Here is a 25,857-nt window from a genome sequence, read left to right on the forward strand (position 1 = left end):
AGGATCAGTCCCAGGCAGACGCTGCCGTCCGCGGGACGGTCAACTCATCCAGTTGCCACCGTCGACGTTGTAGGTTTGCGCAACGATGTAATCGCTCTCCGGGCCAGCCAGGAATACCGCCATCCCGACCAGGTCTTCGGCCGTGCCCATTCGGCCGAAGGGAACTTCGAGGCCAACCAGGCGTTTCTTTTCGCCCAGAGGACGGTTCTCGTGCTTGGCGAACAAGGCATCGACACCATCCCAGTGCTCGCCGTCCACGACTCCGGGGGCGATGGCATTGACGTTGATCTTGTCTTTGATGAGGTTGAGTCCTGCCGACTGGGTAAGGCTGATCACCGCCGCCTTGGTCGCGCAATAGACACCCACCAACGCCTCACCTCGGCGACCGGCCTGGCTGGCCATGTTGATGATCTTGCCGCCATGCCCCTGCGCGATCATCTGCCTGGCAGCGGCCTGGAGCGTGAACAACGTGCCGCTGACATTGATGGCAAACAGCTTGTCGTAGCTGGCCCTTGTGATCTCGGTGATCGGCGCCAGATCGAACAGCGCCGCGTTGTTCACCAGGATGTCCAGCTTGCCGACCTGCGTGACCACCGCCGCCATGGCGGCATCGATGGATCCCTGGTCGGTGACATCCATTTCAACCGCATACGCCTGCGGTCCCAGTTCGGCGGCGGTCGCCCGGGCACGTTCCAAGTTGATGTCGGCGATCGCGACCGTGGCGCCTTCGCGAATGTACGCTTGGGCGAATGTACGACCGATGCCTCGTGCAGAGCCGGTAATCAGGGCGCTTTTTCCTTCGAGACGTTTCATTGGGTCTACCTTGAGAGTACGTTGTTGGCGGTGTTGGTCGCTTCTACAAGGATCGTGCAGTACCCGTAGGAGCGGTCAGTGGCCGCGAAGGCGTCCATGAGATCACCACTTACCTGTTCGGCGGTGACCGCCGGCGTCGGGCCGGCGGGTGTCGTGGGCGGATTACTGCTTGGGGTAGCCCGCGCGCTTCATCTCGCGTTCGGTAGTGGACTGAGCAGATGCCAGTGCCTGATCCACTGACATCTGCCCGGTCAGCGCTGCACTGAACAGCTTGCCCACGGAGGTGCCTATCGACTGAAACTCCGGAATCACCACGTACTGGATGCCCACGTACGGCACCGGCTTGGCTGACGGGTTGGAAGGATCGGCGTGCTTCATCATCTGCAAGGTGACTTCGGCGAATGGGGCCGCCTTCAGGTAGGCATCACTGTAGGTCGAAAGGCGCGTGCCAGGCGGAACGTTGGTGATGCCATCCTTCTCGGTGACCAACTGGATGTAGGCTTTGGAAGTTGCCCAGGTGACGAACGTCTTGGCGGCATCCTTGTGCTTGGAGGTGGCGGGAATGGCCAGCGACCAGGCGTACAACCAGGACGAGCCTTTGTCGGTGACCTCGGTGGGCGCAGGCGCGAAGCCCACGCGGTCGACCACCCTGCTCTGCTCTTTGTCGGTGGTGAACGAACCCGCCACGCTGGCATCCACCCAGATCGCACACTTGCCGCTGTTGAACAACGCCAGCGTTTCGTTGAAACCGTTGCTGGATACGCCCGGAGGGCCATATTTCTTCAGCGTATCGACGTAGAAATTCGCCGCGGCTTTCCACTCTGGGCTATCGAGTTCGGGCTGCCATTGTTCGTTGAACCAGCGTGCCCCGAAGGCGTTGGCCATGGTGCTGAGCAATGCCATGTTTTCACCCCAGCCAGCTTTGCCTCGCAGGCACATGCCGTACTGATCCTTGGACGGCTTATTGAGCTTGGCGGCGAATTGACCCAGTTGCGACCAGGTCGGTTTTTCCGGCATGGTCAGGCCCGCAGCCTTGAACAGATCGGTGCGGTAGTAGGTGACCGTGCTTTCGCCATAGAACGGCAACGCGTAGAGGGTATCGTTGACCGAAAGACCCTGGCGGACCGCAGGGAAGATGTCATCGACATCATAGTCGTCCGGCAGATTCTGCATGGGTTCCAGCCAGTTCTTGGCGCCCCACAGTGGTGTCTCGTAGGTGCCGATGGTCAACACGTCGAACTGGCCACCCTGGGTGGCAATGTCGGTTGTCAGGCGCTGGCGCAGCACGTTCTCTTCGAGAACGACCCAGTTGAGTTTGATATCGGGGTTCTGCTGCTCGAAGATTTTCGACAGCCGCTGCATGCGGATCATGTCGCCGTTGTTGACCGTCGCGATCGTCAGGGTCTCGGCAGCATGGCTGGCGAAGGCGACTGACAGACCAGCCGAAAGAATTAGCGCAGGGGTAATCTTCATGGGGCTCTCCGCTCCAGGCCGGTTCGACCGGAGCTGTTATTGTTGTTGTCGACCATCGCCGCGCGGATCGTGCCGTGGCCGCAGCGCTGTACGAGCCGATTAGATCACCCCCCAATATTCCCGCTCAAACGAATGGCGAACGTCGTTTCGATACTTTTTTGACCGTCCTATCCATCGACGCGTGCGATCAAGAAACTATTAAACCGGCGCAACGCAGGGACTAGCTGCTCGGGGCAGACTCAGCGTATGGTGCGGGAATTGGAGCCGCTGCACCCGATCCGCACCACAAACAAAAAAGGGGCACTCGATGCCTGATAACCGCGCTGCCCTGTTCGAGCATCGGCCCGCCGATCTCGAGGTCATCCTGCCTGGCCCTGACCAGAGTTTCCGCTGGTATGAGCACGACTATCCCTACGAGCTCGCCCGCTGGAACCACCACCCCGAGTATGAAATCCACCTGATCCGAGCAGGCAGCGGCAAGCTTCTGGCGGGTGACTACATTGGCCCCTTCGGCGCAGGGCATGTGGCGCTGATCGGGCCGGACCTTCCCCATGACTGGATGGGCGACGTTGCGCCCGGTGAACGCATCTGCGGCCGTGACGTGGTCCTGCAGTTCGATGGCGCCGCCCTGCTCAACCTGCGCGGCTCGCTGCCTGAACTTTCAGAGCTGAACAGCCTGTTGGCACAGGCACGACGCGGCATCGAATTTACCGGCAGCACTGCCTTGCAAGCGGCCGCCTTGCTGGAGGGCATTGGTAAGGCCGACGGGCTGCAGCGGCTGATTGCGTTCCTGCAATTGCTGTCCACGTTGGCCAGAGCCCCCAAGCGCGAGGTTCGAGTATTGGCCAGCGCCTTTTACTCGCCATCGCTGGACGCACGTAGTTCACAGCGTATCAATCAGGCATTCGACTACTTGATCAACGAGCTCACGACCGATCTGCGCCTGTCGACCATCGCCGCGCGCGTCGGCATGAGCGAGGCAGGCTTCTCGCGCTTCTTCAAACGCATCACCGGCCACGGTTTCATCGACCTGATGCGCAAGCTCCGGATCCAGCGCGCGTGCCGGCTACTCGTCCAGACCCAGCTTTCCGTGGCGGAAATCTGCTTTGAAGTGGGCTACGAAAATGTCTCCAACTTCAATCGCCACTTCCGCCACGAAATGGCCCAGACGCCCAGTGACTATCGGCGCACCGCTGTCGTGACGCCGTTCGATGGCACGGCTATCAAAGCAGCGTTACCGGTTGCACGAGCTCGGTGATGGAAGTCCAATCTGCCTGCAGGCCAACTACCACTTCATCTCCCCCTTGGCGACCTTGGCGCTGAGTTCCAGTGACGACTCATCGCCCAACGCCGGGTAATGCGCCTTCATCGCCGCGACCAATGCGGTCGAGTCTTTGGCTTTGACTGTCTCGGCATCGAAGGTTTTTATGTAGTCCGCCGTGAAACGTGCCGCGTCGATTGCCTTGCGTTCACCGGACAGAAAGTGGCCGGGGATGACGGTCTCAGGCTGGAGTTTCTCGATATGGGCCAGCGTGGCCAGCCAGTCAGCGTGGGATTTGGCACTTTGTGTGTCGGCCATCCAGACGTGGATGTTGTTGGAAAGCACGACGCCGCCGAGTACCGTTCTGGTTGACGGTATCCAGACGAAGGTACGCTCGGGTTGTGGGCCGTCCAGGCCGATGATCTGCAGCTGTCGACCTTCCAGTTCGAGACGGTTGCCTTCCAGCACCTGCGGCACGATGAGTTTGCCTGGAGCGCCGTCCCCCATTTGGGCGCCCCAATAGGCCAGCTTGCTGTCCTTGGTTTGCTTGATGTGCGCGACGGTCTGCGCGGTCGCTAGCACTTTTGCCTTGGGAAAGGCCTCGGTGATGGTTTGCAGGCCGAAGTAGTAATCGGGATCGCCGTGACTGATGTAGATGGCAGTCAGTGTTTTCCCGCTTTGGTGGATGCGTTTGACCAGTTCTTCGGCCTGCGGCCGGGCAAATTGTGCGTCGACCAAAACGGCCTCTTTCTCGCCGGTGACAAGTACCGAGGACACCGGAAAAATCGCCTGCGGGCCCGGATTGTAGACCTCTACGCGCAGAGGTTCTGCGGCCAGGGCCGCCCCTGCGACCCCCAGCAGTATCAGACTGGCAAACACACGTCGTGCGATGAAGTGGATCATGGACATTCCATCTCGAAGGTTGAGGTGAATGGAGGTTAGATGAGATTTATCGCTCGAAAAACAGTAGATTTGCTGCATATTTGTTTCGGGAAATAGAGCTAATCATGGATAAGTTGTTGGCGATGCAAGCCTTCGTCACCGTCGTGGACTGCGGCAGTCAGACGGCTGCCGCCGATAAGCTCGGGCTCTCACGGCCGGTGATTTCCAGGTTTCTGGCGGAGCTCGAGGACTGGACAGGCGCCAGGCTCATGCACCGCACGACGCGGCGCCTAACCCTGACCGCAGTGGGCGCGCAAATGCTGCCACTGTGCCGGCGAATGCTCGACCTGGCCGAGGACATGCAGGCGATCGCGACTCATCCCGAAGACGAGCCCGAAGGACTGCTGCGCATCACGGCCAGCACCTCGTTCGGACAGGCCCAGCTCACTGGGGCCGTTACCGAATTCGTCGCACGCTACCCCAAGGTACGGATCGACATGCAACTGCTCGATCGCACGGTCAATCTGGTCGACGAGCGCGTGGATCTGGCGATCCGAATCACTAACGAGCTTGACCCCAACCTTATCGCCCGGCGCCTGACCACCTGCCGCTCGGTGGTCTGCGCCGCGCCCAGCTATCTGAAAACCCACATGGAGCCTAAAACGATCGAAGACCTTTCCCTGCATAACTGCCTGACGCATTCCTATCACGGCAGCAGCCTGTGGCATTTCACCCGCAACGGCGAGCCCAGCAGTGTTGCAGTCAATGGCAATGTCAGCACCAACGACTCCGTCACGACCTTGCAGGCCGCCTTGTGTGGGTCAGGCGTTGCGCTGTTGCCGACCTACCTGGCAGCGCCCCTTGTTCGCACAGGAGAGTTGGTCGCCCTGCTGCCCGACTACCAACCCATGACGTTGAGCATTCATGCCGTGTATGCGTCTCGCAGGCACGTATCGGCGGTATTGCGCGCGATGCTGGACTTTCTGGTCGTACGGTTTCCGGAAGAGCCTGCGTGGGATAGCGCAGTGGACGCACGCTAATCGTTAATAGTGAAAATATGATCCGCTAAATCACAAAGTGTTGAATCACTGTTGCTCAGCAAACAGTACTTCAATATATAGCTAAAACTCAGTTCGCTATTCCACCACGGAAGTTGCAGCAGCATTTATATTTCTATTCAATCTAAGCACGCCTTGTATGGCGGCGGCTTCAACACACTATCGCTGCTCTTTCTGTCGGATCCCTGCGCGCTAATACAGCACTTATCTTCCAGTGCTGCAGGACCGACCTACTTCTTATCTGGATCTCGGATACCAACAATGGCCAAACAGCTTCAAATTCTCGACGGTGGTATGGGCCGTGAGTTGTCGCGCAATGGCGCACCGTTTCGGCAGCCGGAATGGTCGGCACTGGCGTTGATCGAGGCACCTGAATATATGCGGCGGGCCCACGACGCTTTCATCGAGGCCGGTGCGCAGATCATCACGACCAACAGCTACGCCGTGGTGCCCTTTCACATCGGCGATGCGCGCTTCGAACGCGATGGGGCGGCCCTGGCGCGCCTGGCGGGTGCCATCGCTCGCGATGCGGCCGATGCCAGCGCGCAGAGCGTTCGGGTTGCGGGTTCGCTGCCTCCGGCGCTGGGCTCGTATCGTCCGGATCTGTTCGAGCCGGTGCAGGCGGCCAGGATTCTTCAGGTGCTGATCGATGCCTTGAGTGATCAGGTCGATCTGTGGCTGGCCGAGACCCAGAGTTCCATTGCCGAGGTGCGGCTGGTCGCCGATCTGCTCAAGGACGACCCACGTCCGCGCTGGTTTTCCTTCACCCTGGATGATGCACTTAATGCTCAGGGCAAAGCTCAACTGCGATCCGGGGAAAGCATCACTGCAGCCATAGCCGCTGCGACGCAGCTGAACGCGGCGGCCATTCTGTTCAACTGCAGCCCGCCTGAAGTCATGAGTGCCGCCCTGCTCGAAGCGGGCGCCCAGAGCAATTCCGCGCTGGGCATCTATGCCAACGCCTTCGAACATTCGGATCAGAAACGTGGGGCCAACGTCGGCCTCAGTGCGATGCGGCGGGACACCGAGCCAAGCAACTATCTGCGTTGGGCTCAGGAGTGGGTCGCCCAAGGGGCGACTATCGTTGGCGGTTGCTGTGGCATAGGCCCGGAACACATTCACGCGCTGTCGACCGCCCTGGTCGACGCTGACCTTGCCCCCGCTGCACAGGATGCCTTGCATGTTTGATCGTCGTTCTTTCATCAAGGGCACCGGCGCGGCGGCGATGACAGCGGCGATGGCGTCTGCCTGGCCTTTGCGAGGCTTCGCACAGGACAGCCTGGAACCAAAAAAAGGCGGGCATCTGGTGGTCGGGTTGGACAACGCCTCCACCACCGACCGCCTCGACCCTGCCTTCTGGTTCGAAAGCTGGATGTACGTCACCGGCAGCCAGCTGTTCAACGCGCTGGTGGAAGTCGATGACACCGGAGCCATCGTTCCCTCACTCGCCGAATCCTGGTCCAGCGCCGACGGTGGTCGCAAGTGGGTGTTGAACATCCGTAAAGGCGTGCAATTCCATGACGGCCGGTCGTTGAGCGCAAAGGACGTCGTGTGGTCGCTCAATCACCACCGCGACGAGAAATCGTCGTCGCCCGTCAAGGTGTATCTGGAGCCGGTCACAGACCTGCGGGCCAGCGCCGAGCACGAAGTCACCATCACGCTGGCAGATCCGAACGTCGAGTTCATCGCATTGCTTTCGGCGGTCCATTTCGTGATCACTGCCGAAAACGAACCCTTCGAAAAAGCCATCGGTACCGGGGCCTTCATCCTGGAAAACTTCCAGCCGGGGGTGCGCATGCTGGTCAAGCGCAACCCAAATCACTGGAACCCTTCCCGCGGCCACGTCGATTCGGTCGAAACCCTGGCCATGAATGATTCGACCGCCAGGGTGGCGGCGCTGGTCAGCGGTTCGGTGCAGATCATCAATCGAGTCAATCCACGCATTGTCGGTCGCATCGAAAAGATGCCGTCGATCCAGCTGATCCGCGACAAGGACAGCCAGATCTTCACGCTGCCGGGCCTGGCCAATGTCGCGCCGTTCGATTCCCTTGATGGGCGACTGGCGCTCAAGTACGCCGTGGATCGGCAACAGCTGATCGACACGGTGCTGGGCGGTTATGGCTCGGTGGGCAACGACAACCCGGTGTTTCCCTCGAATCGGTATTTCGCCAAGGACATTCCGCAACGGCCCTACGATCCCGATCGCGCCCGCTTTCACTGGCAAAAGGCGGGCTTCGCCGGACCGCTCACGCTGCACGCGGCAGACGCCGGTTTTCCGGGGGCGGTGGATGCCGCCCAGTTGTATCAGCAGTCGGCGCAGAAAGCCGGTATTCCTCTGGCCATCGAGCGCGTACCGAACGACGCCTTCTGGACCGATACCTGGCTGAAGAAGCCATTCTGCACCTCCAACTGGGGCGCGCGGCCCACTGCCGATGCCCTGCTGTCCATGGTGTTCACCAGCAATGCGCCGTGGAACGAATCGGCCTGGCGGGTCCCGGCGTTCGATCAACTGGTCAAGGCTGCGCGCGGTGAAAGCGATGAAGACAAGCGCCGCCAGATCTACCACGACATCCAGCTGATGCTGGTGGACCAAAGCAGTGAAATCATCCCGCTGTACGCCGATGCGCTCGCGGCCACGCGCAGCAATGTGAAGGGCTTCAAGTCGGTGCCTGGAGTGCCGCTGAGCGGCAACCGCGCCGCCGAAAAAGTCTGGCTGGAAGGATAGCCATCATGCCTGCGACATTGCCGGTTAGCGTGGGCGCAGAAGGGCAAAGCGTCTTAACAAGCCTGATCGTGCGACGGCTGGCTGTCGGCCTGGCGATGCTGCTGGCCACTTCGCTGTTGATCTTCATCGGCCTGAACCTGCTGCCCGGCGATACCGCCACCGCGATCCTTGGTCAATCCGCGACCCCTGCGGCCATCCAGGCGCTGAAGCTGCAACTGGGGCTGGATCAGCCAGCGGCCTGGCGGTATCTGCACTGGCTGGGCGGAATCCTGCAGGGCGATTTCGGCATCAGCCTGACTTCGCGGGAGAACATCTCAGTCGCGCTCTCGGAACGGCTGCAGAACACCTTGTTCCTGGCCGGCAGCACGGCGCTGGTGGCGGTGCCCCTGGCGCTGCTCATGGGTCTGGTTTCGGTCCGCTTTCACGGTGGTTGGATCGACGGACTGCTGAACCTGATCAGTCGTATGACCGTGGCCTTGCCGGAGTTTTTCTCGGGTTATCTGCTGATCTTCGTCTTCTCCATGACCCTTGCCTGGTTGCCCAGCAACAGCAGCGTGCAACTGGGCATGACGTTGTCGGAGCGGTTGCTGGCGATCGTGCTTCCCGGTGCCACGCTGGTGCTGGCCGTGCTCGGCCACATGAGCAACATGACCCGCGCAGCATTGCTCAGCGCCCAGCGCAGCAGCTATGTCGACACCGCCGTGCTCAAGGGCCTCTCGCCGATGCGGGTGTTGTGGCGCCATGTACTACCCAACGCCTGGGGACCAATCATCAATGTCATCGTGCTGAACCTGGCCTATTTGATGGTGGGTGTGGTGATCGTGGAGAACGTCTTCGTGTATCCCGGCCTGGGCCAATACCTGGTCGACAGCATCGCCAAGCGCGACGTGCCTGTCGTACAGGGCTGTGCGTTGGTCCTGGCGGCCATCTACATCCTGCTCAATCTGTTCGCCGATGTGATTGCGCTGTTGACCAATCCCCGTCTACGCCACGGAAACTAATTCATGCCCGCTCCAAGAATCGTTCACCTCCCCGGCATCGTTGGCTTGAGCCTGTTCGTTGTCGTCGCCCTCCTCGCGCCCTGGCTGGCACCTTACTCCCCCAATCAGGTGATCGGCTCCGCATGGGACCTGCCGTCGGCGCTGGCACCGCTGGGCACCGACAACCTGGGTCGCGACCTCCTGTCACGGTTGATCTGGGGTACGCGCACGTCATTGTCGGTGACCGCCGCCGCGGCGGTGGTGGCCTTCGTGTGTGGCACGACGCTGGGTTTCATCGCCGGGGCTGCAGGGGGGTGGATCGACCAACTAATCTCGCGGGTCAACGATGTGCTCATGGCCATACCCACGCTGATTCTGGCGCTGGTCATTCTGGCAACGCTGCCCAAGACCCTAGGTGTGATCATTCTGGTGCTCGGGGTGCTGGAGGCCACCCGTATCCTGCGCGTGGCCCGCGCCGTGGCCGTGGACATCGCCGCCATGGAGTTCATCGATGTGGCCCGCATGCGCGGTGAGCGCCTAGGCTGGATCCTGTTGCGAGAAATCCTGCCCAATGCGTTGCCGATCCTGATTGCCGAGTTCGCCCTGCGTTTCGTGTTCATTCTGCTGTTTCTTTCCGCGCTGTCGTTCCTGGGTCTCGGCATCCAGCCACCCACCGCCGACTGGGGTGGCCTGGCCCGTGATAACAAGGACGGTGTCCTGTTCGGGGTCTGGGCAGCGCTGGTGCCCGGCGCGGCGATCGCCGCGTTAGCGCTGTGCATCAATAGCCTGGCCGACTGGCTGCTGGGGACCAACACCCGCCAATGGGGAGCGCGCAACCATGGTTGATTTCACTCCGGTTGCAACGGCGCCGCTGTTGCGTGTCGAGCAGCTGCGAATAGCTGCCAAGGGCGAGCCTGGACGGCTGTTGGTTGACGATGTCTCTTTCAGCCTCAGGGCAGGCGAAGTACTGGGCTTGATTGGCGAATCGGGGGCGGGCAAGTCCACCATCGGGCAGGCCCTGCTGGGTCATCTACGCGAAGGCATGGCAGTTGCCGGCGGACGTATCCTGTTCGAAGGGCGCGACCTTCTGCACCTGTCGGAACCCGAGTTGCGCCGGATTCGCGGCAAACGCATTGCCTACGTCGCTCAATCCGCCGGATCGGCGTTCAATCCAGCCCTTACCATCGGAGCCCAGGTGATCGAGGCCGCGCAACTGCACGGGCTGATGGACGCACAAACCGCCAAGGCGCGGGCACTGGAGCTGTTCGCCCAGTTCTCGCTGCCACAGCCTGAGGCGTTCTTTTCACGCTACCCTCACCAGGTCTCGGGCGGGCAACTGCAGCGGGCGATGATCGCCATGGCCCTGTGCAGTTCGCCGCAGCTGATCGTTTTCGACGAACCGACCACGGCACTGGACGTCGTCACCCAACTGGGGATTCTGCAAGCGATCGCTCAGGTGATTCGCCAGGCAGGTGTTGCGGCGATCTATATCAGCCACGATCTGGCGGTGGTCGCACAACTGGCTGACCAGATCATGGTGCTGCGTCATGGGCGATGCGTGGAGCATGGCACCACCGAGCAGATCCTTCAGCGTCCGGCGCAGGGCTACACCCAGGATCTGCTCAGCGCCGGGCGCGCGGGCCGCATGTTGGGTAGCACAGATACTGCAGCAAATGAGCTGCTGGTCATCCGCTCGCTGACCGCAAGCTACCGGCAGCAACCGGTGCTCGACGAGCTCTCATTGAGCCTGTGCCAAGGCCGCACGCTGGCGCTGATCGGTGAATCCGGATCAGGCAAGTCGACCTTGGGCAGAGCCATCTGCGGCCTGCTCGGCGACGTGGGCGGGTCGATGACGCTCAACGGCAAGCCGTTGCCCCCAACCCTGAGTCGGCGAACCCGTGAGCATCTGCAGCAGATCCAGATGGTTCATCAGATTCCGGACAACGCACTCAACCCCAGACTCTGCATTGGCGATCAACTGGAGCGCGCCGTGCAGACATTCACCGGGCTGAGCCGACCGCTACGGCAACGGCGCGTGGCCGAATTGCTTGAACAGGTCGGCCTGCCTGCGGACACTGCGAGGCGACTTCCGCACACCCTTTCCGGTGGGCAGAAACAACGCGTCTGCATCGCCCGTGCCCTGGCTGCAGAACCCGCCCTGATCATCTGCGATGAGCCGACCTCGGCCCTCGACCCACTGGTTGCCCTGGACGTGTTGGCATTGCTGCGACGGCTGCAAACTGAAACGGGCGTGTCCTATCTGTTCATCACCCATGACCTGCACGTCGCCAGGGAGATTGCCCACGAGGTCGCCGTGCTGCATGACGGACGCATCGTTCGGCACGGCCGTACGGCCGAGGCGCTCAGCGCACCGCTCGACGACTACACCCGGCGCCTGGTCGAAGCCGTGCCGCAGATGCGGCAGGACTGGCTGATGCAAATGGCCGGATGACTGTTCTGTGCCGCTCATAGCCCCTGCACGCGCCGCTCGGGCCGGAACATCAAGCAAAACCCAATAAGCACCACCGCTGCGAACCCGGCCGGAAACAGCCAGATGCTCTGCCAGTCATGCAGCATTCCCGATGCGTAGTGGTCGGTCACCTTCCCAGCCACCCAGAACCCGATCAGCATGCCCAGCCCATAGGTAGCCAGCGTGATCAACCCCTGTGCCGAGCTGCGAAAGCGCTCGGGGGTTTTGGCGTCGGTGTAGATCTGCCCGCAGACGAAGAAAAAGTCGTAGCACACGCCATGCAGCGCGATACCGACCAGCAGCAGCGCGACCGCTTCACCGCCACTGCCGTAGGCGAACAACACGTAGCGCAGCACCCAGGCGAGCATGCCCACCAGCAGCGCGATCTTTATGCCGAAACGGGCGATGAACAACGGCAGCAGCAGCATGAACAACACTTCGGACACTTGCCCGATCGCCATTTTCGCCGTGGGATTGGCAACACCGATCTCGGCCAGGAACGGATTGGCGTTCTGATAATAGAACGCCAGCGGTATGCAGATCAGGATCGAGGCCAGGAAGAAGATCAGATAGCTGCGATCCTTCAATAACCCGAGTGCGTCCAGGCCCAACACCTGGCGCAGTCCCTGGCGCTCGCCGCTGGCTTGCACGGGCGCGGTTGCGGGCAACGTGAAGCTGTAGAAACCGAGCAGTAGGGAGGCGATGGCCGACATCAGGAAGGTGTTGCGCAATGCTCCGCCCGCGATGCCTGGCGCCGAATCCCACGCGAACACCATGCTGATGACCAGACCGGCCACGATCCAGCCGATCGTGCCCCATACTCGGATGCGGGAAAATTCCCGCGCCGGATCCTGCATCTGCCGGAAGGCGACCGAGTTCACCAGGGCCAGGGTGGGCATGTAGGCAATCATGTAGGCCAGGACATAGGGATAGAACGTGGCGAAATCCGCTGCTCGATACAGCTGATACAACAGCACCGCGCCCAGCAGATGAAGCACGGCCAGGATGCGCTCGGCGTTGAACCAGCGGTCGGCGATCAGGCCGATGACGAAAGGCGCAATGATCGCTCCCCACGATTGTGTGGAGAACGCCAAGCCGATCTGGCCGCCGCTGGCCCCCAGTCCCGTCGCCAGAAAGGTGCCCAGGGTGACGAACCAACCGCCCCAGATGAAGAACTGCAGGAACATCATCACGCTCAATCGCGCGTTCATGGTTTTCATTGCACTCACCGTTTTATTGTTATGGCAGGTGTCGGTCGAAGGCTCGCAGGTTTCAGTCTTCGGGCAGGCCCAGTAATCGCCGGTTGGAATGAACATCGGCAGACACCCCGGCGAAATCGTCGAAGGCCCGTTGGGTGCGTGTGATCATGTGGCTCTCGATGAACGCAGCGCCCTCACCCGCGCCTTGGGCCGAATCCTTCAGGCAGCATTCCCACTCCAGCACGGCCCAGCCGTTGAAACCGTATTGGGTCAATTTGCTGAAGATCGATTTGAAATCCACCTGACCGTCGCCCAGGGAGCGGAAGCGTCCAGGCCGGTCGATCCAATCCTGATAACCCCCGTAGACACCCGCCCGGGCATCGGGACGAAACTCGGCATCCTTGACATGGAACATGCGGATGCGCGCGTGATAGCGGTCGATGAAACCCAGATAGTCCATCTGCTGCAGCAGCAGGTGGCTGGGGTCGTAGAGAATTGCGGCCCGCGGATGGTGGCCGACCGCCTGCAGAAAACGCTCGAACGAAGCGCCATCGTGCAGATCTTCGCCGGGGTGGATCTCGTAGCACAGGTCGACGCCAGCGTCTTCGAAGCAATCGAGGATGGGCAGCCAGCGCCTGGCGAGTTCGGCGAACCCTTGTTCGACCAGACCCTTTGGCCGCTGCGGCCACGGATAGACATAAGGCCACAGCAGCGCACCGGAAAAGGTCGCGTGGGCTTTCAGACCCAGCCGCTGGCTGGCGCGGGCGGCAAGCTTGAGCTGATCGCTGGCCCATTGCGTTCGGGCCTCGGGCCGACCGCGCACGTGGACCGGCGCAAACTCGTCGAACACCGCATCGAAAGCCGGATGCACCGCCACCAGTTGACCTTGCAAGTGGGTGGACAGCTCGCTGATCTGCACGCCGGCGTTTGCGCAAATGGCGTTGAGTTCGTCGCAGTACGTCTGACTGTGCGCCGCTCTTTCCAGGTCGATGTATCGGGTACCCAGCGTGGGCAATTGAATGGCCTTGTACCCCTGGGATGCGGCCCAGCTGGCGATATTGGCCAGGCTGTCGAAAGGCGCTTGGTCCGACATGAACTGGGCCAGAAATATGCCCGGCCCACGCAGGCCGTGTTCGGTTGCAACGCTCATCATGAAAGGCTCCGTGAGTGCAGAGGACAGACCAACTCGGTCCACTTGGCATCGCTGCCGTGGCTGGCGATGGCGGTTTCGATGAAGGCCATTCCACGCAGACCCACCTCCATGCCTGGCACGCCCGGTGCCTGGTTGCCGCCGCCACCGGCCTGGATGGCGTCGGCGAAATCCACGTAGAGATTGGCCATCGCCTCCAGGTAACCCTCGGGATGGCCGGCCGGCAGACGCATCCGTCGTGTGGCAGCCGCGCTGAGCCACGGCTGCCCGAGGCCCGAGCGCAGGACACGCATGGGCTGATCCAGCGAGCGATGGATCAGGCTGGACGGCTCTTCCTGACGCCATTCCAGTCCGCCCCGCTCGCCGTAGATGCGGATTTTCAGCGGGTTTTCCTCGCCGGCGCAGACCTGGCTGGCGATGAGCACGCCGCTCGCACCGCCGTTCATCTTGAACAGCATGCTGGCATCGTCGTCCAGCCGGCGGCCCTCGATGTGGGAGCCGAGCATGGCGCTGAGGGCGTGCACCTGCTGATCGGCGACAAACTCGGCAAGACTGAACGCATGAGTGCCGATGTCGCCGATGCAGCCGCCGATACCGGACTGTTCCGGGTTGTCACGCCAATCGGCCTGTTTGTTGCCATCGCGGGCGATGTCTTGGCTCAGCCAGCCCTGGGGGTATTCGACGATGACTTTGCGCACCTTGCCGATCACGCCGTTGCGCACCAACTCACGGGCTTCCCAGACCATGGGGTAACCCAGGTAAACGTGGGCCAGACCGTACAGGCGATCGCTGCCGAGCAGCACGTCATCAAGCGCCTGCAACTCGGCCAGGTTCAACGCGGCGGGCTTCTCGCTGAACACGTGAAAGCCTGCCTGAATGGCCTGCCGAGCGACCGGGGCATGAAGATGATTTGGCGTGACGTTCACCACCAGCTGCATGCGCTGGTCACTGGGCAGGCGTGATTCGGCCTCGATCATCTGTTGCCAGTCCGCGTAGGTGCGCGCCGGCTGAAGCCCCAGGGCATTGCCCGTCCGCTGGTTATTCGAAGGATCGCGACTGAAGGCGCCGCACACCAGTTCGAAACGCCCGTCCAGCGCGGCGGCCTGACGGTGTGCCTTGGCGATGAAAGAACCCTCTCCACCGCCGACGAACCCCATTCTTGTCTTGTGCATGAAACCCAGCCTCAAAGCAGGTACCTGTCTGACGTGCGATACGCAACCAGCCGATGTAACCGGTTACATCCTTACATCGAATCTAGGCGCCAAACTGTGGTCTGTCAAACGGACAGCCGCTGAAAATCGGTCCCGGACCCTACCGCGAACTGCGGTAAGCTTCGCCTAGGTATCCCCGAGAAACGAGGTGGACTTGTCGAACATTCGTGAAGTGGCGCGCCTGGCCGGGGTTTCGGTGGCGACGGTGTCGCGCACCTTGAAGTCCCCGGAGCGAGTGCTGCCCGAGACCCGTGACCGGGTCAACGTCGCCGTGGAACAGGCCGGCTACCGACCCAACCTGATGGCCGTGCAGTTTCGCTCGCGGCGCACGTTCAACCTGGTCGTCCTGGTGCCGAACATTGCCAACGGTTTTTTTGCCCGCGTCATCAGCGGCGCCCAGAAAGCCGCCCAGGCCGCCGGCTATCGCGTATTGCTGTGCGACACCCTGGGTTGCGAAGCCACCGAGCGCGAATTTGCCGAGTTGGTACACGCCCATCAGGCCGACGGGCTTCTGCAGTTGCGCGCCTACGATCCGTTCGCTTCAACCAGCGACCTCTCGGACGTGCCGCCCATCGTCAACGCCTGCGAAGTGCTGCAAAGCGGTCGTCATCCAACCGTCAGCCTGGATAACCAAGCGGCTGCCAAAGCCGTCACCCAGCACCTGCTCGACCTGGGCCACCGACGCATTGGCTTGATCAACGGACCGGCCGACAGCCCGCTGACTCACGACCGCCGCGCGGGCTACGAAGCGGCGCTGCGCGAAGCCGACATCGCACCCGACGCGGCATTGATCTGGCCGGGCGATTTCAGTCTGAAAGCCGGCTATGACGGTGCGCTGCAGTTGCTGGCTGGGCCCGAGCGCCCCACCGCACTGTTCTGTGAAAGCGATGAAATGGCCATCGGCGCGTTGAAGCGAATCAGGGAAATGGGCTTGCGCGTACCTCAAGACGTTTCACTGGCCGGCTTCGACGACATCGAACTGGCCGCCTACTGCGATCCGCCGCTGACGACCATCGCCCAGCCGGCCGAACAGTTCGGCCAGCAGGCGGTAGAGATGTTGATCAGCGTGATCGAGAAACGCCCGCTGGCGGCACGGCACGTGACCTTGCCCTATCAGCTGACGATCCGGCAGAGCACCGCTCGGGTAGCGGGCTGATGACGCCCGTTATTGATTGGAGGCCGGCGCGGACTTTTTCTGCCGTCGACACCGCTCCGAGCAATAACGAACTTCATCCCAGCATCTTTCCCATTTCTTGCGCCAGGTGTAGGGCAGACCGCATGTGGCGCAGTGCTTTACCGGTAGTTCACTCTTCTTCAAACATTGTCTCCATCGACCCGGCAGCGAAATCATCCCGATACGAAAATCATCAGGGCTGTATAAAACCACAGTACCTCGCTAGAATGCGCCATCCGCCCATCACCTGGACAAACGTATGGACCTGCATCTTAGCCAAACGAGCGCGGCCATCGCCATGGTCAACCGGCTCCAGTCCGAGTTGATGGAGCTGGGCGAAGTGCTGCGGGCCTTCAGGGATCAAGCCCATGTCGATGCCATGTTCGGCCTGGATTTCCGGCCCGAGGATGCGGTGCGCAACGAACCGATAGAAGTTCGTACGCTCTACGGCGATGAGGCAGTACAAACGGCGTTCGAAGCACTCACCAGTATCTGGGTCAAAGTTGGCCAGCACCCACGGGAAACGCTGCGTGTACCCGGTGTGATCGCCCTGCCCCGCGCGGCCATCGACAAGATCCTGCAGACGAACGCCACTCGTGGCGAACTGGGCAAGTTGATCGGGGCCATCGAAAAGACCAACGATCGCCGCAATGTCTGGGGCCGCTTCAAGGGCAGCGGGAACGGTATCGTTCCCAAGCAGGCTTTGCGCTTGACCCATGTGCTTACCGATCCGCAGGTCATCAACTTCTACTGGGATGACACCGGCTCTTCCGGCGCACGCAAGATGGCCGGCGACTTGATCGAAGAATGGAAAGAGTTGCTCGATCAATACCGCGACAAACAAGCGACCGTGCACCACTCCTCGGAAGCTGCGGCGGAGAACGCCCTACTCTACGGCATCGACATGTTGGCCAAGCTCAACCCGAGCGAACAGGTCGCGATTCGTCGATTGGTGCAGCCTCATATTCGCGCGCGGGTTCGCAATGCAGACGCGAAAGTGAAGCCGATCATTGCACCGGTCCCCTTCGTCTACGAACTAGGCCAGCCAGCGCCGAAGGTCAAACCGCTTCAAAGTTACGAGCCGAAGATCCTGGTGAAGAAAAACACCCGCCTGGCATTGCTGGAGGATGATCCGTACGTGGAAGCGATGAACCTGTTCCGCTACAAGGAAGAGCATCGTGTGTATGGACCGATGCCCAAGAAGGCAGAAGAGCATTGAGAAAGGTTTGGACTGGGAACAGAACTCAAGCGCCTCCTCTGTTGTTAACTAGGTTGTGAACGCAGTGTGTGAGTCAGATAAAACGGCGTAGGTGTCATGATGTTACTGTTATTGAAGTAGGGTGATCATTGCAGTGCGGGATGTTAGTCGAGCGCGATGACGGCCCTTCTTTGCTCACGGCGCGCGGAGACAGGATTGAAGGTGCTGGGGCTGCCCGTCATGATGTTATTAGTGCTGAGCGATTGACGTGCAATGTGCTGCGCTCGATCCTGAATGGCGTGCTTTATCTGTTTCGGTTTCTCGACCCGAGGATACATCCCAATTGCGTGTTGCCAGCCTTGCGCGGTCTCTGCCGGTCAGCTTTCTTGAATAGTGAATCGGCATGCTGTCCACTCTCGATGTGATGAGCCGTTCAATACGCCAAAGTCCTGTAACATGCCCTTCTTTTTTTCAAGTGGCAGCCTTCTGGTGTCCGTAACTCCTCTCACCGCACGCGAAACCTGCCAGTTGCTTCGAGACATCGCCTTGGGGACCCGCACGTTATACCGTCTGGGCGACGCGTGCTGGGCCAACACCCTCGACTCAACGCTGACGGTCGGCGCCGATGGGTGGCTCATCACCTTCCATACGCACGACGACGGTCGCTTCCATTGCGAGCGTTGCCAGAGCCCTGAAGGCCGACTGTATGCCTTCGACTCGGCCCAGCGTTACGGCACCGATCCTATCGAACTCTTGAGCACCTGGGAGCATGCTCGACTGGCGCAATTGCTGGCCGAAGTCTGAGCCGAGCCTTCGACAGCCGGTCTTCAGACCCCATAGCCGCAGCCGATACCCTTTCATCAAGCTACCCTGCCCCGCTGGTAACACCCCACCATGCCTCCGAATGCCGATCACGTAGATTTTCTGTCCCTCCTGAACGCCATTCAGGAGTTCATCGTCGTCAAGGACGGCGCCGGACGATGGCTGTTCTGCAACAAGACGGCCCTTGCCGCCTACGAAATGAGCAGCTTCGACTACGTCGGTATCACCGATGCCGAACTGCTCACCTTGCAGCCGAAGTTTGCCGAGGGTTTCGCGCGCAACGTCGAGACGGACGAGTTGGCGTGGCGCAACCGCCGCGCAACGATCGTCGAAAAATCCTTCATGGGTCAGGATAACCGCATCAATACCTGGGAGGTCATCAAGACGCCCTCCTTCAATGCCGACGGTACGCGCTACCGGCTGCTGATCGTCAGCCGCAACATCACCGAACGCAAGCTTGCCGAGAAGGCCCTGCAAGCCAGCGAAGAACGCTTCAAGAACCTCGCCCACCTGGATGCCTTGACCGGTATATCCAACCGCAGGGGGATTCTCGACCTGATCGCCCATGCGTTGGCTCAACCCACGACGCCTGCCAGCGCCCCACTGCCTTCGGCACTCATCTACATGGACCTGGATCGCTTCAAGCTGATCAACGACCAGCGGGGTCACGAACTCGGCGACGAGTTGCTGATCGCTTTCGCCCGACGCACCCGCCTCTGCCTGCGCGAAGGCGATCTGTTCGGGCGCATCGGTGGCGACGAGTTCGTCGCGTTTCTACCGCACACCGATCAGGCACAGGCGCTTCAGGTTGCCAGCCGCCTGTGCGAATCCCTGAGCCACCGGTGGAATGTGAAGGGCCAGGAAATCCACACCACCTCATCGATAGGCATCGCGTTCTTCCCCGAAGCGGGCGAGGACGTGCACACGCTGCTGCGCCATGCGGATGAGGCGCTGTACCAGGCCAAGCGCGCGGGCAGATCGCAGATCAAGGTGTATTCGGCGCAGTGATCGACCCACTTGGGCGCCAGGTTCAACTGGACACTCGCTCCGCCCTGTCCAGAAGCCACGTCAGCAACAACCCGGGGATCAGGAACCCCAGTGAGACCAGGGCTCCGTGGAGGATGTGCGTCAGCGGTTCCTGCAAGGTAGCCACGAATTTCATCGGCGAAGCCACTGGGGAAAGCTGCAGGAACAGGACGACCAGCACCGCACAGGGCCAGACCAGGCTGACTCCGCGGCGCGCGCTGATCCGCCAGGCATAGACAGCCAGCACCGCCGAGAAAACGCCTTCGAGGACCCAGGCGAGCGTTCCCAGTTTGCCCCACAGCCCATACCCGTAGTGCTCGATCGAGTGTGGGTAAAGTGCCAGGTCGCTATTGTGCATCGGCCAGTCGGCGATGAAGTGTGAGAAGGCCGCCAAGGCCGCCACCGCCGCGACTGCACGGTGCTTGATGAACAGCAGCCCCCAGATCATGGACCAGAACAGCGCAGCGAGCAGGGAGTGGTCCCAATCGATAAAGGTCAGATCGAAAAACAGGTAGGGCCCACTGGCCAGGTTGGGGGTTACGGTATTGAAACCCAGCAGAATGAAGATCCCGTCCAACAGATCCAGGAAGCCAACGCCCATCATGATGGGCAACGCGGGAACCTTGGGGTAACGGGCCTTGATTGCCAGGCCAATTGCGAAGTGACCAACGTACATGCTGTGTTCCTGCTTCCAGTAGGCCTGTCGTCTACAGGCTAGAGGCTTTTGATACTATCCAAGGCTCTAAAACAAGATTGTCGGGTATTGGCAATGTCGGGACCATTTACCGCAGTGCCCTCCTCGCCCTGGTCGCTACCAACCGAAGTCGATGCTCGTCTGCTCCAAGGCGCGCGCGTGAAAAGGCTGGTGAAGTCCGAGGCAGTGTTTCCCCAGGGTTCGGAACCCCTCGGCATGTTCCGGGTGATCAGGGGTACGTTGCGAGTCAACAGCCAGAGCGCCAGCGGACGTCCGCTTTTTCTTACTTCACTGGGTGTGGGTGATTGGTTCGGGGAAGTCCCGCTTCTGGATGATTTGCCGAGAACCTATGATGTTCGCGCCAGCTCTTCAATGGAGGTGGCCGTGCTTCCTGCAAGCGCGTTCTGGCAGATCATCGAGGAGGCGACCGGATGTGCTGTTGGCTATCACACGTCTGGTCTGCAGCAGATACCGAATGGCGCTGGATTGGGCCGCAAGTGCAATCCTCACGCCCCTGCCCGTCAGGCTGGCCACGCGTCTCGCGGCCATGATTCATCGCTCGGGTAGCCAACAGGCGCCAATCCTCAAGGTCAGTCAGGAAAGTCTCGCCCAGCAGCTGGGCGTTTCTCGCCAGAGCGTCAATCGGCAGTTGAAACTCTGGGAAAGCGAAGGGCTGTTGACACTCCAGTACCGTGCGATCGTCATTGTCGACCTGCAAAAGCTCGAAAACGCCACCCGAGAACACTTGGCTGCCCTCTCGAAAATGGGGGGACGATCGCGGACAGCCGTAGTGTCATGATGTTATCAATGGTCCTCTGCCACCGCGCGCCGCGAGCGCACGCAGTGGCAACGACCTACCGCGAAATCATCCCGGCCGCCTGCTCGGTCGCCTCGGTCGTCCGCGTAGCCAGCTTGCGCACTTCGTCCGCGACCACGGCGAACCCGCGCCCGGCTTCGCCCGCGCGCGCTGCTTCGATGGCTGCGTTCAGCGCCAGCAGGTTGGTCTGATTGGCGATGCTCTGGATGGTGGACACGATCTGCGACAGCTGCGCGATGTTGTCCTCCAGGGTGCGCTGGTGCTCCACCTCCGCTTCGCGCAACGCCTGTTGCTCGTGCAGCAGATTGACGTCCACCAGCGCGCCGACCACGCGCAGGGGTGCGCCCTGCGCATCCCGACGGGTCTGGCCGCGAGCGCGGAACCAGCGATACTCGCCGGTTTTCATTTTCAGCCGGTACTCGATGTCGAACGGCGTCTTGCCCGAGCGATCATTCAGGTGGCTGCCGAAAGCAGCCAGGCTGCGTTCCTTGTCATCGGGGTGCAGTCTGGATGCCCAGCTGTCGAGTACATCGGGGAACTCTTCGACGGTTTCGAAGCCCAGCAGCCTGCGAAATTGCGTCGACCACCAGAAGGGATTCTTCGGGTTGACCGGATCCCCAGCGATCACCTCCATGTCCCAGAGGCCATCGGACAGCATCTCCCGAGCCAGTTCGAACCGCGTGATGATGACTTCGTGCTCGTGGTCCCGTTGCAGCTCATCGTGAATGTCGCGCAACGAGCCGGCGACCCGCACAGGCCGGCCCTGGGCATCGCGCAGGGTCTCGCCCTGGGCGTAGAACCAGCGGTAGCTGCCGTCTTTCATCGCCAGGCGATTCTTGACCTTGTATGGCGTGTGGCCTGATTTGTCGTTGAGGTGACGTGCGAAGGCATCCAGCGTCGCTTGCTTGTCCTGCGGATGCAGGCGATCTGCCCAACTGGCCAGCACGTTCGGGAAATCACGCTCGTCGTTGAAACCCAGCAGCTTGCGCAGTTGCTGCGACCACCAGAAGCGATTGTTGGGATTGACCGGGTCGCCGGCCACGACCTCCATGTCCCACAAGCCTTCGCTGGAGGCGCGGTTGACCAGGTCGAATCTGACCTCGTGGGCACGGGCCGCCTGTTCGGTTTCGCGCAACAGTTCGCGGGCGGTTTCGAGTTCCGCTTCGAGGGCGGCAATCCGTGTGTCGGCGTGGCTGCGGGATTGATTGACGGCCTCCAGCGCGCGATTGACCGCCGGGGCGGCGGCACACCCTCGCAGCTGAGGTTCGGTACCCTGAGTGAGGGCGGACAGCAATTGTTGCAAGGCGCGCCGATCGCGGCGCAAAGGAAACAGGACAGGCATGAACAGAGCTCTATACAGGTGGCGGGCCTGATCCATGGCACCTCGCCATCTGTATCGTCACAGAACTGGAAAACTGTATAGGTTTTTTGGATTCTTTGCCGTGAGTGCAGACAGCAGTAAAAGCAGTCGCCCTTTGGCATGAGCATGCAAGCGGCAGTCAATGCTGTGGATTGGCAAAAAAGTATCAGCACGGTGCAAGAACCGGGCTACCAGCGCCCCGGCCTTTCAGAGTATGTTGCCGAAACTTTGCGGATGCCCGCGGCGATGTTGCCCGGCTCCACGTTCGATCCATTCGAGCGATGCCCTACATAACAAGAGGAAGCTGGATGAACAGGCAACTGCCCGCAGTCGTGGTGTTTGGTGAAGCACTCACCGACCTGGTCCAACACGCACCCGGGCGCTGGCAGGGCTATCCGGGTGGCGCGCCGTGGAACGTGGCGCGGGCCATGAGTCGCCTTGGGGTCTCGACGGCGTTCGCCGGTTCGATCAGTACCGATTCGCTGGGGGATGAGCTGTTCAGGCAGTCCGAAGCCGCAGGCCTGGATATGCGTTTCCTGCAGCGTATCGACGTCGATCCGTTGGTGGCGATCGTGCCCTCCAGCCACCCTCCGCGTTATTTTTTTGCCGGCGAAGCCGATCTGCATTTCGACGTTCAGCTTCTGCCGGCGGGCTGGCTGGAAGCTGCGCAGCTCTGCCATTTCAGCTGCATCAGCCTGGCGCGCCAGCCACTGGGTGACAGACTGGTGGAAGTGGCTCGGCAGGTGAAGCGACACGGCAAGCTGATCAGTTATGACCCCAACTGGCGCAACCTGATGGATAGCCGTTACCGCGAGGTGACCTTTCCGGCCATGGTGGAGCTGGCGGACATCATCAAGCTGTCGGATGAAGACTTGCGTCAGATCTATCCCGGTTTGAGCGAAGAACAGGCCCTGCAGCAGCTGCGCGAGATGAACGCGAACGCTCAGGTACTATTCACCCGTGGCGCCGAGGGCATGGTGTTGTTCACCCTGGGCAGGAAGGTCGAGCAGGCAGCCATCGCCGTCGAGGTGGCCGACACCGTGGGTGCCGGCGACGCGAGCATGGCAGGCTGGCTGGCTTCGGGCCTGTTGGGCATCGGAGCGGCGCAGGCGCGCCTGGCCTTCTCTGCGGCATGTGCTTCGGTGTCGTGCGCCAATGCGGGCGCTTATGCACCCAATCGTGAAGAGGTCGAACAGCTCTTGGCGCGTTCAGGTGAACCGCGCTGAGCCCTTCGCGGCCACGGACCGCTCCTACGGTAATATGCAACCCTCCCGTAGGAGCGGTCCGTGGCCGCGAAGCCGCCGACGCCGTCTATTCAGCAGCCCAGCGCGTCGGCCGCTTCAGTCAATGAGCTGACGACGATGTCCCACGCCTGGGTCGGAGCGAGATCCTTGGTCTGCTGGGCTCCGTACTCGGTGGGCCGGCAGACGAATACCGTGCGCATGCCGTTTTCCCGGGCCGCGGCGAGGTCGTCATTGTGCGCGGCGACCATCGCGGTTTCCTCGGGCAAACGCCCCACGGCGGCGATGGTCCGTTGATAGGTCACTGCCTGAGGCTTGTAGGAGCGGCTCAGTTCTGCGCCGCCAATCACGTCCCACGGCAGACCGGCATATCGGGCCAGGTTGAGCATGCCGGCAATGTGCCCGTTGGACAGCGCGCCGATGGCAAACCTGCGCTTGAGTCGAGTGAGCCCGGCCACGGAGTCGGGCCATGGGTCGAGGCGTTCCCATGCCTTGGTCAGCTCGTCGCGCTGCCGGCCCGGGATAGCGGCCAGATCCGCGCCATGTCGCGTCAGCACCGTGTCCAGGTTCTCGCGGTTGAGCACATCCAATGTTACGTATTGCCGCCGCCCCGACCTCACCTCCTCCATCGAGGGCTGATACAGCCCGCGCCAATCGCTGGCGAACTGCAACGGATCGACTGAAATGGCATGACGCGCCAGAAAGGGTTCCACCTCCCGTGCCACGCTGGTACGCCAGTCGACGACGGTACCGAATACGTCGAAACCCAGGAAAGCGACCTGATCGAACACAGGGTTCATGTTTTGCCCTCGACGATGGCGCAGGGGATATCCCCGCACTCGCTGTACAGGGATAGACCGGCGTGCCCCTCGGCCGTTTGATCGGAATTCACCGCAGGCACGATGAACGCCAACCACTGAGCTCAACCAATGGGCAGTTCGCCGGTCACGATTGCTGTGGCCAGAAAGATCCCGAACATCGGCAGCGACCACTTGAAGAACTCCTTCTGGTATTCACCGAAGGTCATCTCGGTGCGGTTCATCAGCAGGAACAGCCAGGCCACGGTGGGGCTGGCGTAGCGCAGCGCCTGGCCCATGAACGAAGCGACGCCGATTTCGGTGGGGGTGATGCCGAAGCTGTACGCGATCGGCGCGACCACCGGCAGGATGCCGAAATAATAGGCGTCCACCGGCAGTGCGTAGCAGGCCAGCGCGCCGAGGAAAGCGAAGATCAGCGCCGTGTGGCTGCCCATCGATTCGGGGATCAGGCTGGCCATGTGCTCGGCCACCGCGCCGGCCATGCCGCTGCCGTTGAAGATGCCGAGGAAACAGCCCGCGGCCAGAATGATCGATGCCACCGCCACCGCATCGCCGCCGTTGGCGGTGATGCGCTCGCGCTGCTCCACCGCGGTGTAGTTGACGGTCAGTGCCAGCGCCGTGCCCAGCATGAACACCACCGCGCCACTGGCCCAGCCGGCGATGAGGATCACCAGCATGGCCACCGTCAGTGCCAGGTTGAACAGAAACAGCTTGGGCCGCTTCAGTTCCTTGTCGTGGTCTTCGATGACCGTGACCATCTCGGCGATCTGCTCGGCGGTGACAATGACCTTTTCACCGGCAACGAAGCCCAGACGCTTGCGCTCCTTGATGCCCATCAGGTACGCCATGCCGAACACGTAGATGAACGACACCCCCAGAATCGGCAGGATCGCTACGAACAGCGTGTTGACCTCCAGGTTGAGCACCGCCGCCGCCCGTGCCAGCGGACCGCCCCAGGGCAGGCAGTTGCCCAGCCCGCACGGCAGGATGATCAGCATGGCCAGGTTGGACAGCTTCATGCCCATCTGCTTGTACAGCGGCAGGAACGCGGTGGTGATGATCAGGATGGTGGTGGTGCCGTCACCGTCCAGGGTCACCACCGAGGAGGTGAATGCCGTCACCAGGATGATCTTCAGCGGGTCGCCGTTGGCCTTGCGGATCAGGTAGGTGCACAGCGGGTCGAACAGCCCCACGTTCATCATCAGGCTGAAATACAGCACGGCGAACAGAATCATCACCGTCGGGTTCACGGTGCCCAGAGAGACCTTGCCGTCTGCGCCCTGGGAATAGAACAGGCCCTCCCTGATCCACTTGATGATCATCTCCAGCGGCACACCGCTGAGCAGGCACACCAGCACCCCGACCGCCAGTGACACCACGATCAAGCCAGTGAAGGGCGAAAGTTTCTGCCTGATCACCAGCAGCAGGAACGACGTGATCAACGTATAGCCCAGAATGGTCAGCATCCGAACGTCTCCACCTATT

At 61.4% G+C, this 25,857-nt stretch carries 24 protein-coding genes and 2 pseudogenes; 14 read left to right on the forward strand and 12 right to left on the reverse strand.

Annotation, left to right across the window (positions count from 1 at the left end):
• Positions 1–39: 39 nt before the first annotated feature.
• On the reverse strand, positions 40–813 hold the full coding sequence (locus ABMD26_RS00950) for an L-iditol 2-dehydrogenase (protein WP_354306971.1): 774 nt from the start codon (positions 811–813) through the stop codon (positions 40–42).
• Positions 814–975: 162 nt separating this feature from the next.
• Positions 976–2,286 (reverse strand): ABC transporter substrate-binding protein, encoded by a 1,311-nt coding sequence (locus tag ABMD26_RS00955; RefSeq protein WP_354306973.1) that lies wholly within the window; start codon positions 2,284–2,286, stop codon positions 976–978.
• A 307-nt stretch (positions 2,287–2,593) separates the two neighbouring features.
• Here ABMD26_RS00955 and ABMD26_RS00960 point away from each other — a divergent pair, with 307 nt between their 5' ends.
• Complete coding sequence (locus ABMD26_RS00960) at positions 2,594–3,544, forward strand: AraC family transcriptional regulator (protein WP_354306975.1); 951 nt, start codon at positions 2,594–2,596, stop codon at positions 3,542–3,544.
• A 27-nt stretch (positions 3,545–3,571) separates the two neighbouring features.
• Here ABMD26_RS00960 and ABMD26_RS00965 read toward each other — a convergent pair whose 3' ends face one another.
• Positions 3,572–4,450, reverse strand: coding sequence for an MBL fold metallo-hydrolase (locus ABMD26_RS00965; protein ID WP_354306977.1), 879 nt, complete (start codon positions 4,448–4,450; stop codon positions 3,572–3,574).
• Between the two features lie 104 nt (positions 4,451–4,554).
• On the opposite strand from ABMD26_RS00965, the gene ABMD26_RS00970 reads away from it, so the two are divergent.
• The 6 genes from ABMD26_RS00970 to ABMD26_RS00995 all read left to right on the forward strand — a co-directional run bounded on the left by ABMD26_RS00970 (position 4,555) and on the right by ABMD26_RS00995 (position 11,644).
• Positions 4,555–5,469, forward strand: a complete 915-nt coding sequence (locus ABMD26_RS00970) for a LysR family transcriptional regulator (protein WP_354306979.1) — start codon at positions 4,555–4,557, stop codon at positions 5,467–5,469.
• Between the two features lie 279 nt (positions 5,470–5,748).
• Entirely contained in the window at positions 5,749–6,675 is a 927-nt protein-coding gene (locus ABMD26_RS00975; RefSeq protein WP_354306981.1) for a homocysteine S-methyltransferase family protein, read from the forward strand.
• Positions 6,668–8,212, forward strand: a complete 1,545-nt coding sequence (locus ABMD26_RS00980; protein WP_354306983.1) for an ABC transporter substrate-binding protein — start codon at positions 6,668–6,670, stop codon at positions 8,210–8,212. Before ABMD26_RS00975 ends, ABMD26_RS00980 begins: the two co-directional genes overlap by 8 nt.
• Positions 8,213–8,217: 5 nt before the next feature.
• A complete protein-coding gene (locus tag ABMD26_RS00985) occupies positions 8,218–9,213 on the forward strand; it encodes an ABC transporter permease (protein ID WP_354306985.1) in 996 nt (331 codons plus the stop codon).
• 3 nt (positions 9,214–9,216) lie between these two features.
• Positions 9,217–10,038, forward strand: coding sequence for an ABC transporter permease (locus ABMD26_RS00990; RefSeq protein WP_134722277.1), 822 nt, complete (start codon positions 9,217–9,219; stop codon positions 10,036–10,038).
• Entirely contained in the window at positions 10,031–11,644 is a 1,614-nt protein-coding gene (locus tag ABMD26_RS00995; RefSeq protein ID WP_354306987.1) for an ABC transporter ATP-binding protein, read from the forward strand. The genes ABMD26_RS00990 and ABMD26_RS00995 overlap by 8 nt, the downstream gene beginning before the upstream one ends.
• 14 nt (positions 11,645–11,658) lie before the next feature.
• On the opposite strand, the gene ABMD26_RS01000 is transcribed toward ABMD26_RS00995, so the two are convergent.
• From ABMD26_RS01000 to ABMD26_RS01010, 3 genes are read right to left on the reverse strand one after another with little or no spacing between them, the layout of a single operon-like run.
• Positions 11,659–12,882: a nucleoside permease gene (locus ABMD26_RS01000; protein WP_354306989.1), complete on the reverse strand. Its 1,224-nt coding sequence runs from the start codon at positions 12,880–12,882 to the stop codon at positions 11,659–11,661.
• Between the two features lie 52 nt (positions 12,883–12,934).
• Positions 12,935–14,014, reverse strand: a complete 1,080-nt coding sequence (locus ABMD26_RS01005; RefSeq protein WP_354306991.1) for a sugar phosphate isomerase/epimerase family protein — start codon at positions 14,012–14,014, stop codon at positions 12,935–12,937.
• Entirely contained in the window at positions 14,011–15,183 is a 1,173-nt protein-coding gene (locus tag ABMD26_RS01010; protein ID WP_354306993.1) for a Gfo/Idh/MocA family protein, read from the reverse strand. The genes ABMD26_RS01005 and ABMD26_RS01010 overlap by 4 nt, the downstream gene beginning before the upstream one ends.
• Positions 15,184–15,376: 193 nt before the next feature.
• Here ABMD26_RS01010 and ABMD26_RS01015 point away from each other — a divergent pair, with 193 nt between their 5' ends.
• A complete protein-coding gene (locus tag ABMD26_RS01015) occupies positions 15,377–16,378 on the forward strand; it encodes a LacI family DNA-binding transcriptional regulator (protein WP_354306995.1) in 1,002 nt (333 codons plus the stop codon).
• A 9-nt stretch (positions 16,379–16,387) separates the two neighbouring features.
• Here the strand turns inward: ABMD26_RS01015 and ABMD26_RS01020 are convergent, their stop codons facing one another.
• Complete coding sequence (locus ABMD26_RS01020; RefSeq protein WP_354306997.1) at positions 16,388–16,540, reverse strand: DUF2256 domain-containing protein; 153 nt, start codon at positions 16,538–16,540, stop codon at positions 16,388–16,390.
• Positions 16,541–16,655: 115 nt separating this feature from the next.
• Here ABMD26_RS01020 and ABMD26_RS01025 point away from each other — a divergent pair, with 115 nt between their 5' ends.
• The 3 genes from ABMD26_RS01025 (at position 16,656) to ABMD26_RS01035 (ending at position 19,424) form a co-directional block, all read left to right on the forward strand.
• The gene (locus ABMD26_RS01025) at positions 16,656–17,615 is read left to right on the forward strand and encodes a DNA replication terminus site-binding protein (protein ID WP_354306999.1); all 960 of its coding nucleotides are present in this window, start codon (positions 16,656–16,658) and stop codon (positions 17,613–17,615) included.
• Positions 17,616–18,083: 468 nt separating this feature from the next.
• Positions 18,084–18,398 carry a DUF7693 family protein gene (locus tag ABMD26_RS01030; protein WP_354307001.1) on the forward strand — a complete coding sequence of 105 codons (315 nt, stop codon included), beginning with the start codon at positions 18,084–18,086 and terminating at the stop codon, positions 18,396–18,398.
• Positions 18,399–18,488: 90 nt separating this feature from the next.
• Positions 18,489–19,424 carry a sensor domain-containing diguanylate cyclase gene (locus tag ABMD26_RS01035; RefSeq protein WP_286916397.1) on the forward strand — a complete coding sequence of 312 codons (936 nt, stop codon included), beginning with the start codon at positions 18,489–18,491 and terminating at the stop codon, positions 19,422–19,424.
• A gap of 22 nt (positions 19,425–19,446) precedes the next feature.
• Here the strand turns inward: ABMD26_RS01035 and ABMD26_RS01040 are convergent, their stop codons facing one another.
• Complete coding sequence (locus ABMD26_RS01040) at positions 19,447–20,118, reverse strand: hypothetical protein (RefSeq protein WP_354307004.1); 672 nt, start codon at positions 20,116–20,118, stop codon at positions 19,447–19,449.
• 93 nt (positions 20,119–20,211) lie between these two features.
• On the opposite strand from ABMD26_RS01040, the gene ABMD26_RS01045 reads away from it, so the two are divergent.
• The gene (locus tag ABMD26_RS01045) at positions 20,212–20,703 is read left to right on the forward strand and encodes a cyclic nucleotide-binding domain-containing protein (protein ID WP_354307006.1); all 492 of its coding nucleotides are present in this window, start codon (positions 20,212–20,214) and stop codon (positions 20,701–20,703) included.
• Entirely contained in the window at positions 20,612–20,935 is a 324-nt protein-coding gene (locus ABMD26_RS01050; protein WP_354307008.1) for a Crp/Fnr family transcriptional regulator, read from the forward strand. Before ABMD26_RS01045 ends, ABMD26_RS01050 begins: the two co-directional genes overlap by 92 nt.
• 61 nt (positions 20,936–20,996) lie before the next feature.
• Here the strand turns inward: ABMD26_RS01050 and ABMD26_RS22065 are convergent.
• Both ABMD26_RS22065 and ABMD26_RS01055 read right to left on the reverse strand, forming a co-directional pair.
• Positions 20,997–21,221, reverse strand: a pseudogene (locus tag ABMD26_RS22065) (methyl-accepting chemotaxis protein); the annotation flags it as partial.
• Positions 21,222–21,284: 63 nt separating this feature from the next.
• Positions 21,285–22,331 (reverse strand): annotated as a pseudogene (locus ABMD26_RS01055) (PAS domain-containing protein); the annotation flags it as partial.
• A 290-nt stretch (positions 22,332–22,621) separates the two neighbouring features.
• On the opposite strand from ABMD26_RS01055, the gene ABMD26_RS01060 reads away from it, so the two are divergent.
• Positions 22,622–23,539: a carbohydrate kinase family protein gene (locus ABMD26_RS01060; RefSeq protein WP_354307010.1), complete on the forward strand. Its 918-nt coding sequence runs from the start codon at positions 22,622–22,624 to the stop codon at positions 23,537–23,539.
• 89 nt (positions 23,540–23,628) lie between these two features.
• On the opposite strand, the gene ABMD26_RS01065 is transcribed toward ABMD26_RS01060, so the two are convergent.
• Both ABMD26_RS01065 and ABMD26_RS01070 read right to left on the reverse strand, forming a co-directional pair.
• Positions 23,629–24,354 carry a haloacid dehalogenase type II gene (locus ABMD26_RS01065; protein WP_354307012.1) on the reverse strand — a complete coding sequence of 242 codons (726 nt, stop codon included), beginning with the start codon at positions 24,352–24,354 and terminating at the stop codon, positions 23,629–23,631.
• A 122-nt stretch (positions 24,355–24,476) separates the two neighbouring features.
• Entirely contained in the window at positions 24,477–25,838 is a 1,362-nt protein-coding gene (locus tag ABMD26_RS01070; protein WP_354307014.1) for a CitMHS family transporter, read from the reverse strand.
• Between the last annotated feature and the right edge of the window lie 19 nt (positions 25,839–25,857).

The organism is Pseudomonas sp. PvP001, assembly GCF_040546375.1.
Lineage (GTDB): Bacteria > Pseudomonadota > Gammaproteobacteria > Pseudomonadales > Pseudomonadaceae > Aquipseudomonas > Aquipseudomonas coleopterorum.

Coding starts and splice junctions, on each gene's coding strand:
- ABMD26_RS01035 (WP_286916397.1), top strand. CDS start 18,489: ATGCCTCCGAATGCCGATCACGTAGATTTTCTGTCCCTCCTGAACGCC.
- ABMD26_RS00985 (WP_354306985.1), top strand. CDS start 8,218: ATGCCTGCGACATTGCCGGTTAGCGTGGGCGCAGAAGGGCAAAGCGTC.
- ABMD26_RS01045 (WP_354307006.1), top strand. CDS start 20,212: ATGTCGGGACCATTTACCGCAGTGCCCTCCTCGCCCTGGTCGCTACCA.
- ABMD26_RS00960 (WP_354306975.1), top strand. CDS start 2,594: ATGCCTGATAACCGCGCTGCCCTGTTCGAGCATCGGCCCGCCGATCTC.
- ABMD26_RS00990 (WP_134722277.1), top strand. CDS start 9,217: ATGCCCGCTCCAAGAATCGTTCACCTCCCCGGCATCGTTGGCTTGAGC.
- ABMD26_RS01040 (WP_354307004.1), bottom strand. CDS start 20,118: ATGTACGTTGGTCACTTCGCAATTGGCCTGGCAATCAAGGCCCGTTAC.
- ABMD26_RS00980 (WP_354306983.1), top strand. CDS start 6,668: ATGTTTGATCGTCGTTCTTTCATCAAGGGCACCGGCGCGGCGGCGATG.
- ABMD26_RS01000 (WP_354306989.1), bottom strand. CDS start 12,882: ATGAAAACCATGAACGCGCGATTGAGCGTGATGATGTTCCTGCAGTTC.
- ABMD26_RS01025 (WP_354306999.1), top strand. CDS start 16,656: ATGGACCTGCATCTTAGCCAAACGAGCGCGGCCATCGCCATGGTCAAC.
- ABMD26_RS00995 (WP_354306987.1), top strand. CDS start 10,031: ATGGTTGATTTCACTCCGGTTGCAACGGCGCCGCTGTTGCGTGTCGAG.
- ABMD26_RS01050 (WP_354307008.1), top strand. CDS start 20,612: ATGGCGCTGGATTGGGCCGCAAGTGCAATCCTCACGCCCCTGCCCGTC.
- ABMD26_RS00955 (WP_354306973.1), bottom strand. CDS start 2,286: ATGAAGATTACCCCTGCGCTAATTCTTTCGGCTGGTCTGTCAGTCGCC.
- ABMD26_RS01060 (WP_354307010.1), top strand. CDS start 22,622: ATGAACAGGCAACTGCCCGCAGTCGTGGTGTTTGGTGAAGCACTCACC.
- ABMD26_RS00970 (WP_354306979.1), top strand. CDS start 4,555: ATGGATAAGTTGTTGGCGATGCAAGCCTTCGTCACCGTCGTGGACTGC.
- ABMD26_RS01005 (WP_354306991.1), bottom strand. CDS start 14,014: ATGATGAGCGTTGCAACCGAACACGGCCTGCGTGGGCCGGGCATATTT.
- ABMD26_RS01065 (WP_354307012.1), bottom strand. CDS start 24,354: ATGAACCCTGTGTTCGATCAGGTCGCTTTCCTGGGTTTCGACGTATTC.
- ABMD26_RS00965 (WP_354306977.1), bottom strand. CDS start 4,450: ATGATCCACTTCATCGCACGACGTGTGTTTGCCAGTCTGATACTGCTG.
- ABMD26_RS00950 (WP_354306971.1), bottom strand. CDS start 813: ATGAAACGTCTCGAAGGAAAAAGCGCCCTGATTACCGGCTCTGCACGA.
- ABMD26_RS01010 (WP_354306993.1), bottom strand. CDS start 15,183: ATGCACAAGACAAGAATGGGGTTCGTCGGCGGTGGAGAGGGTTCTTTC.
- ABMD26_RS01070 (WP_354307014.1), bottom strand. CDS start 25,838: ATGCTGACCATTCTGGGCTATACGTTGATCACGTCGTTCCTGCTGCTG.
- ABMD26_RS00975 (WP_354306981.1), top strand. CDS start 5,749: ATGGCCAAACAGCTTCAAATTCTCGACGGTGGTATGGGCCGTGAGTTG.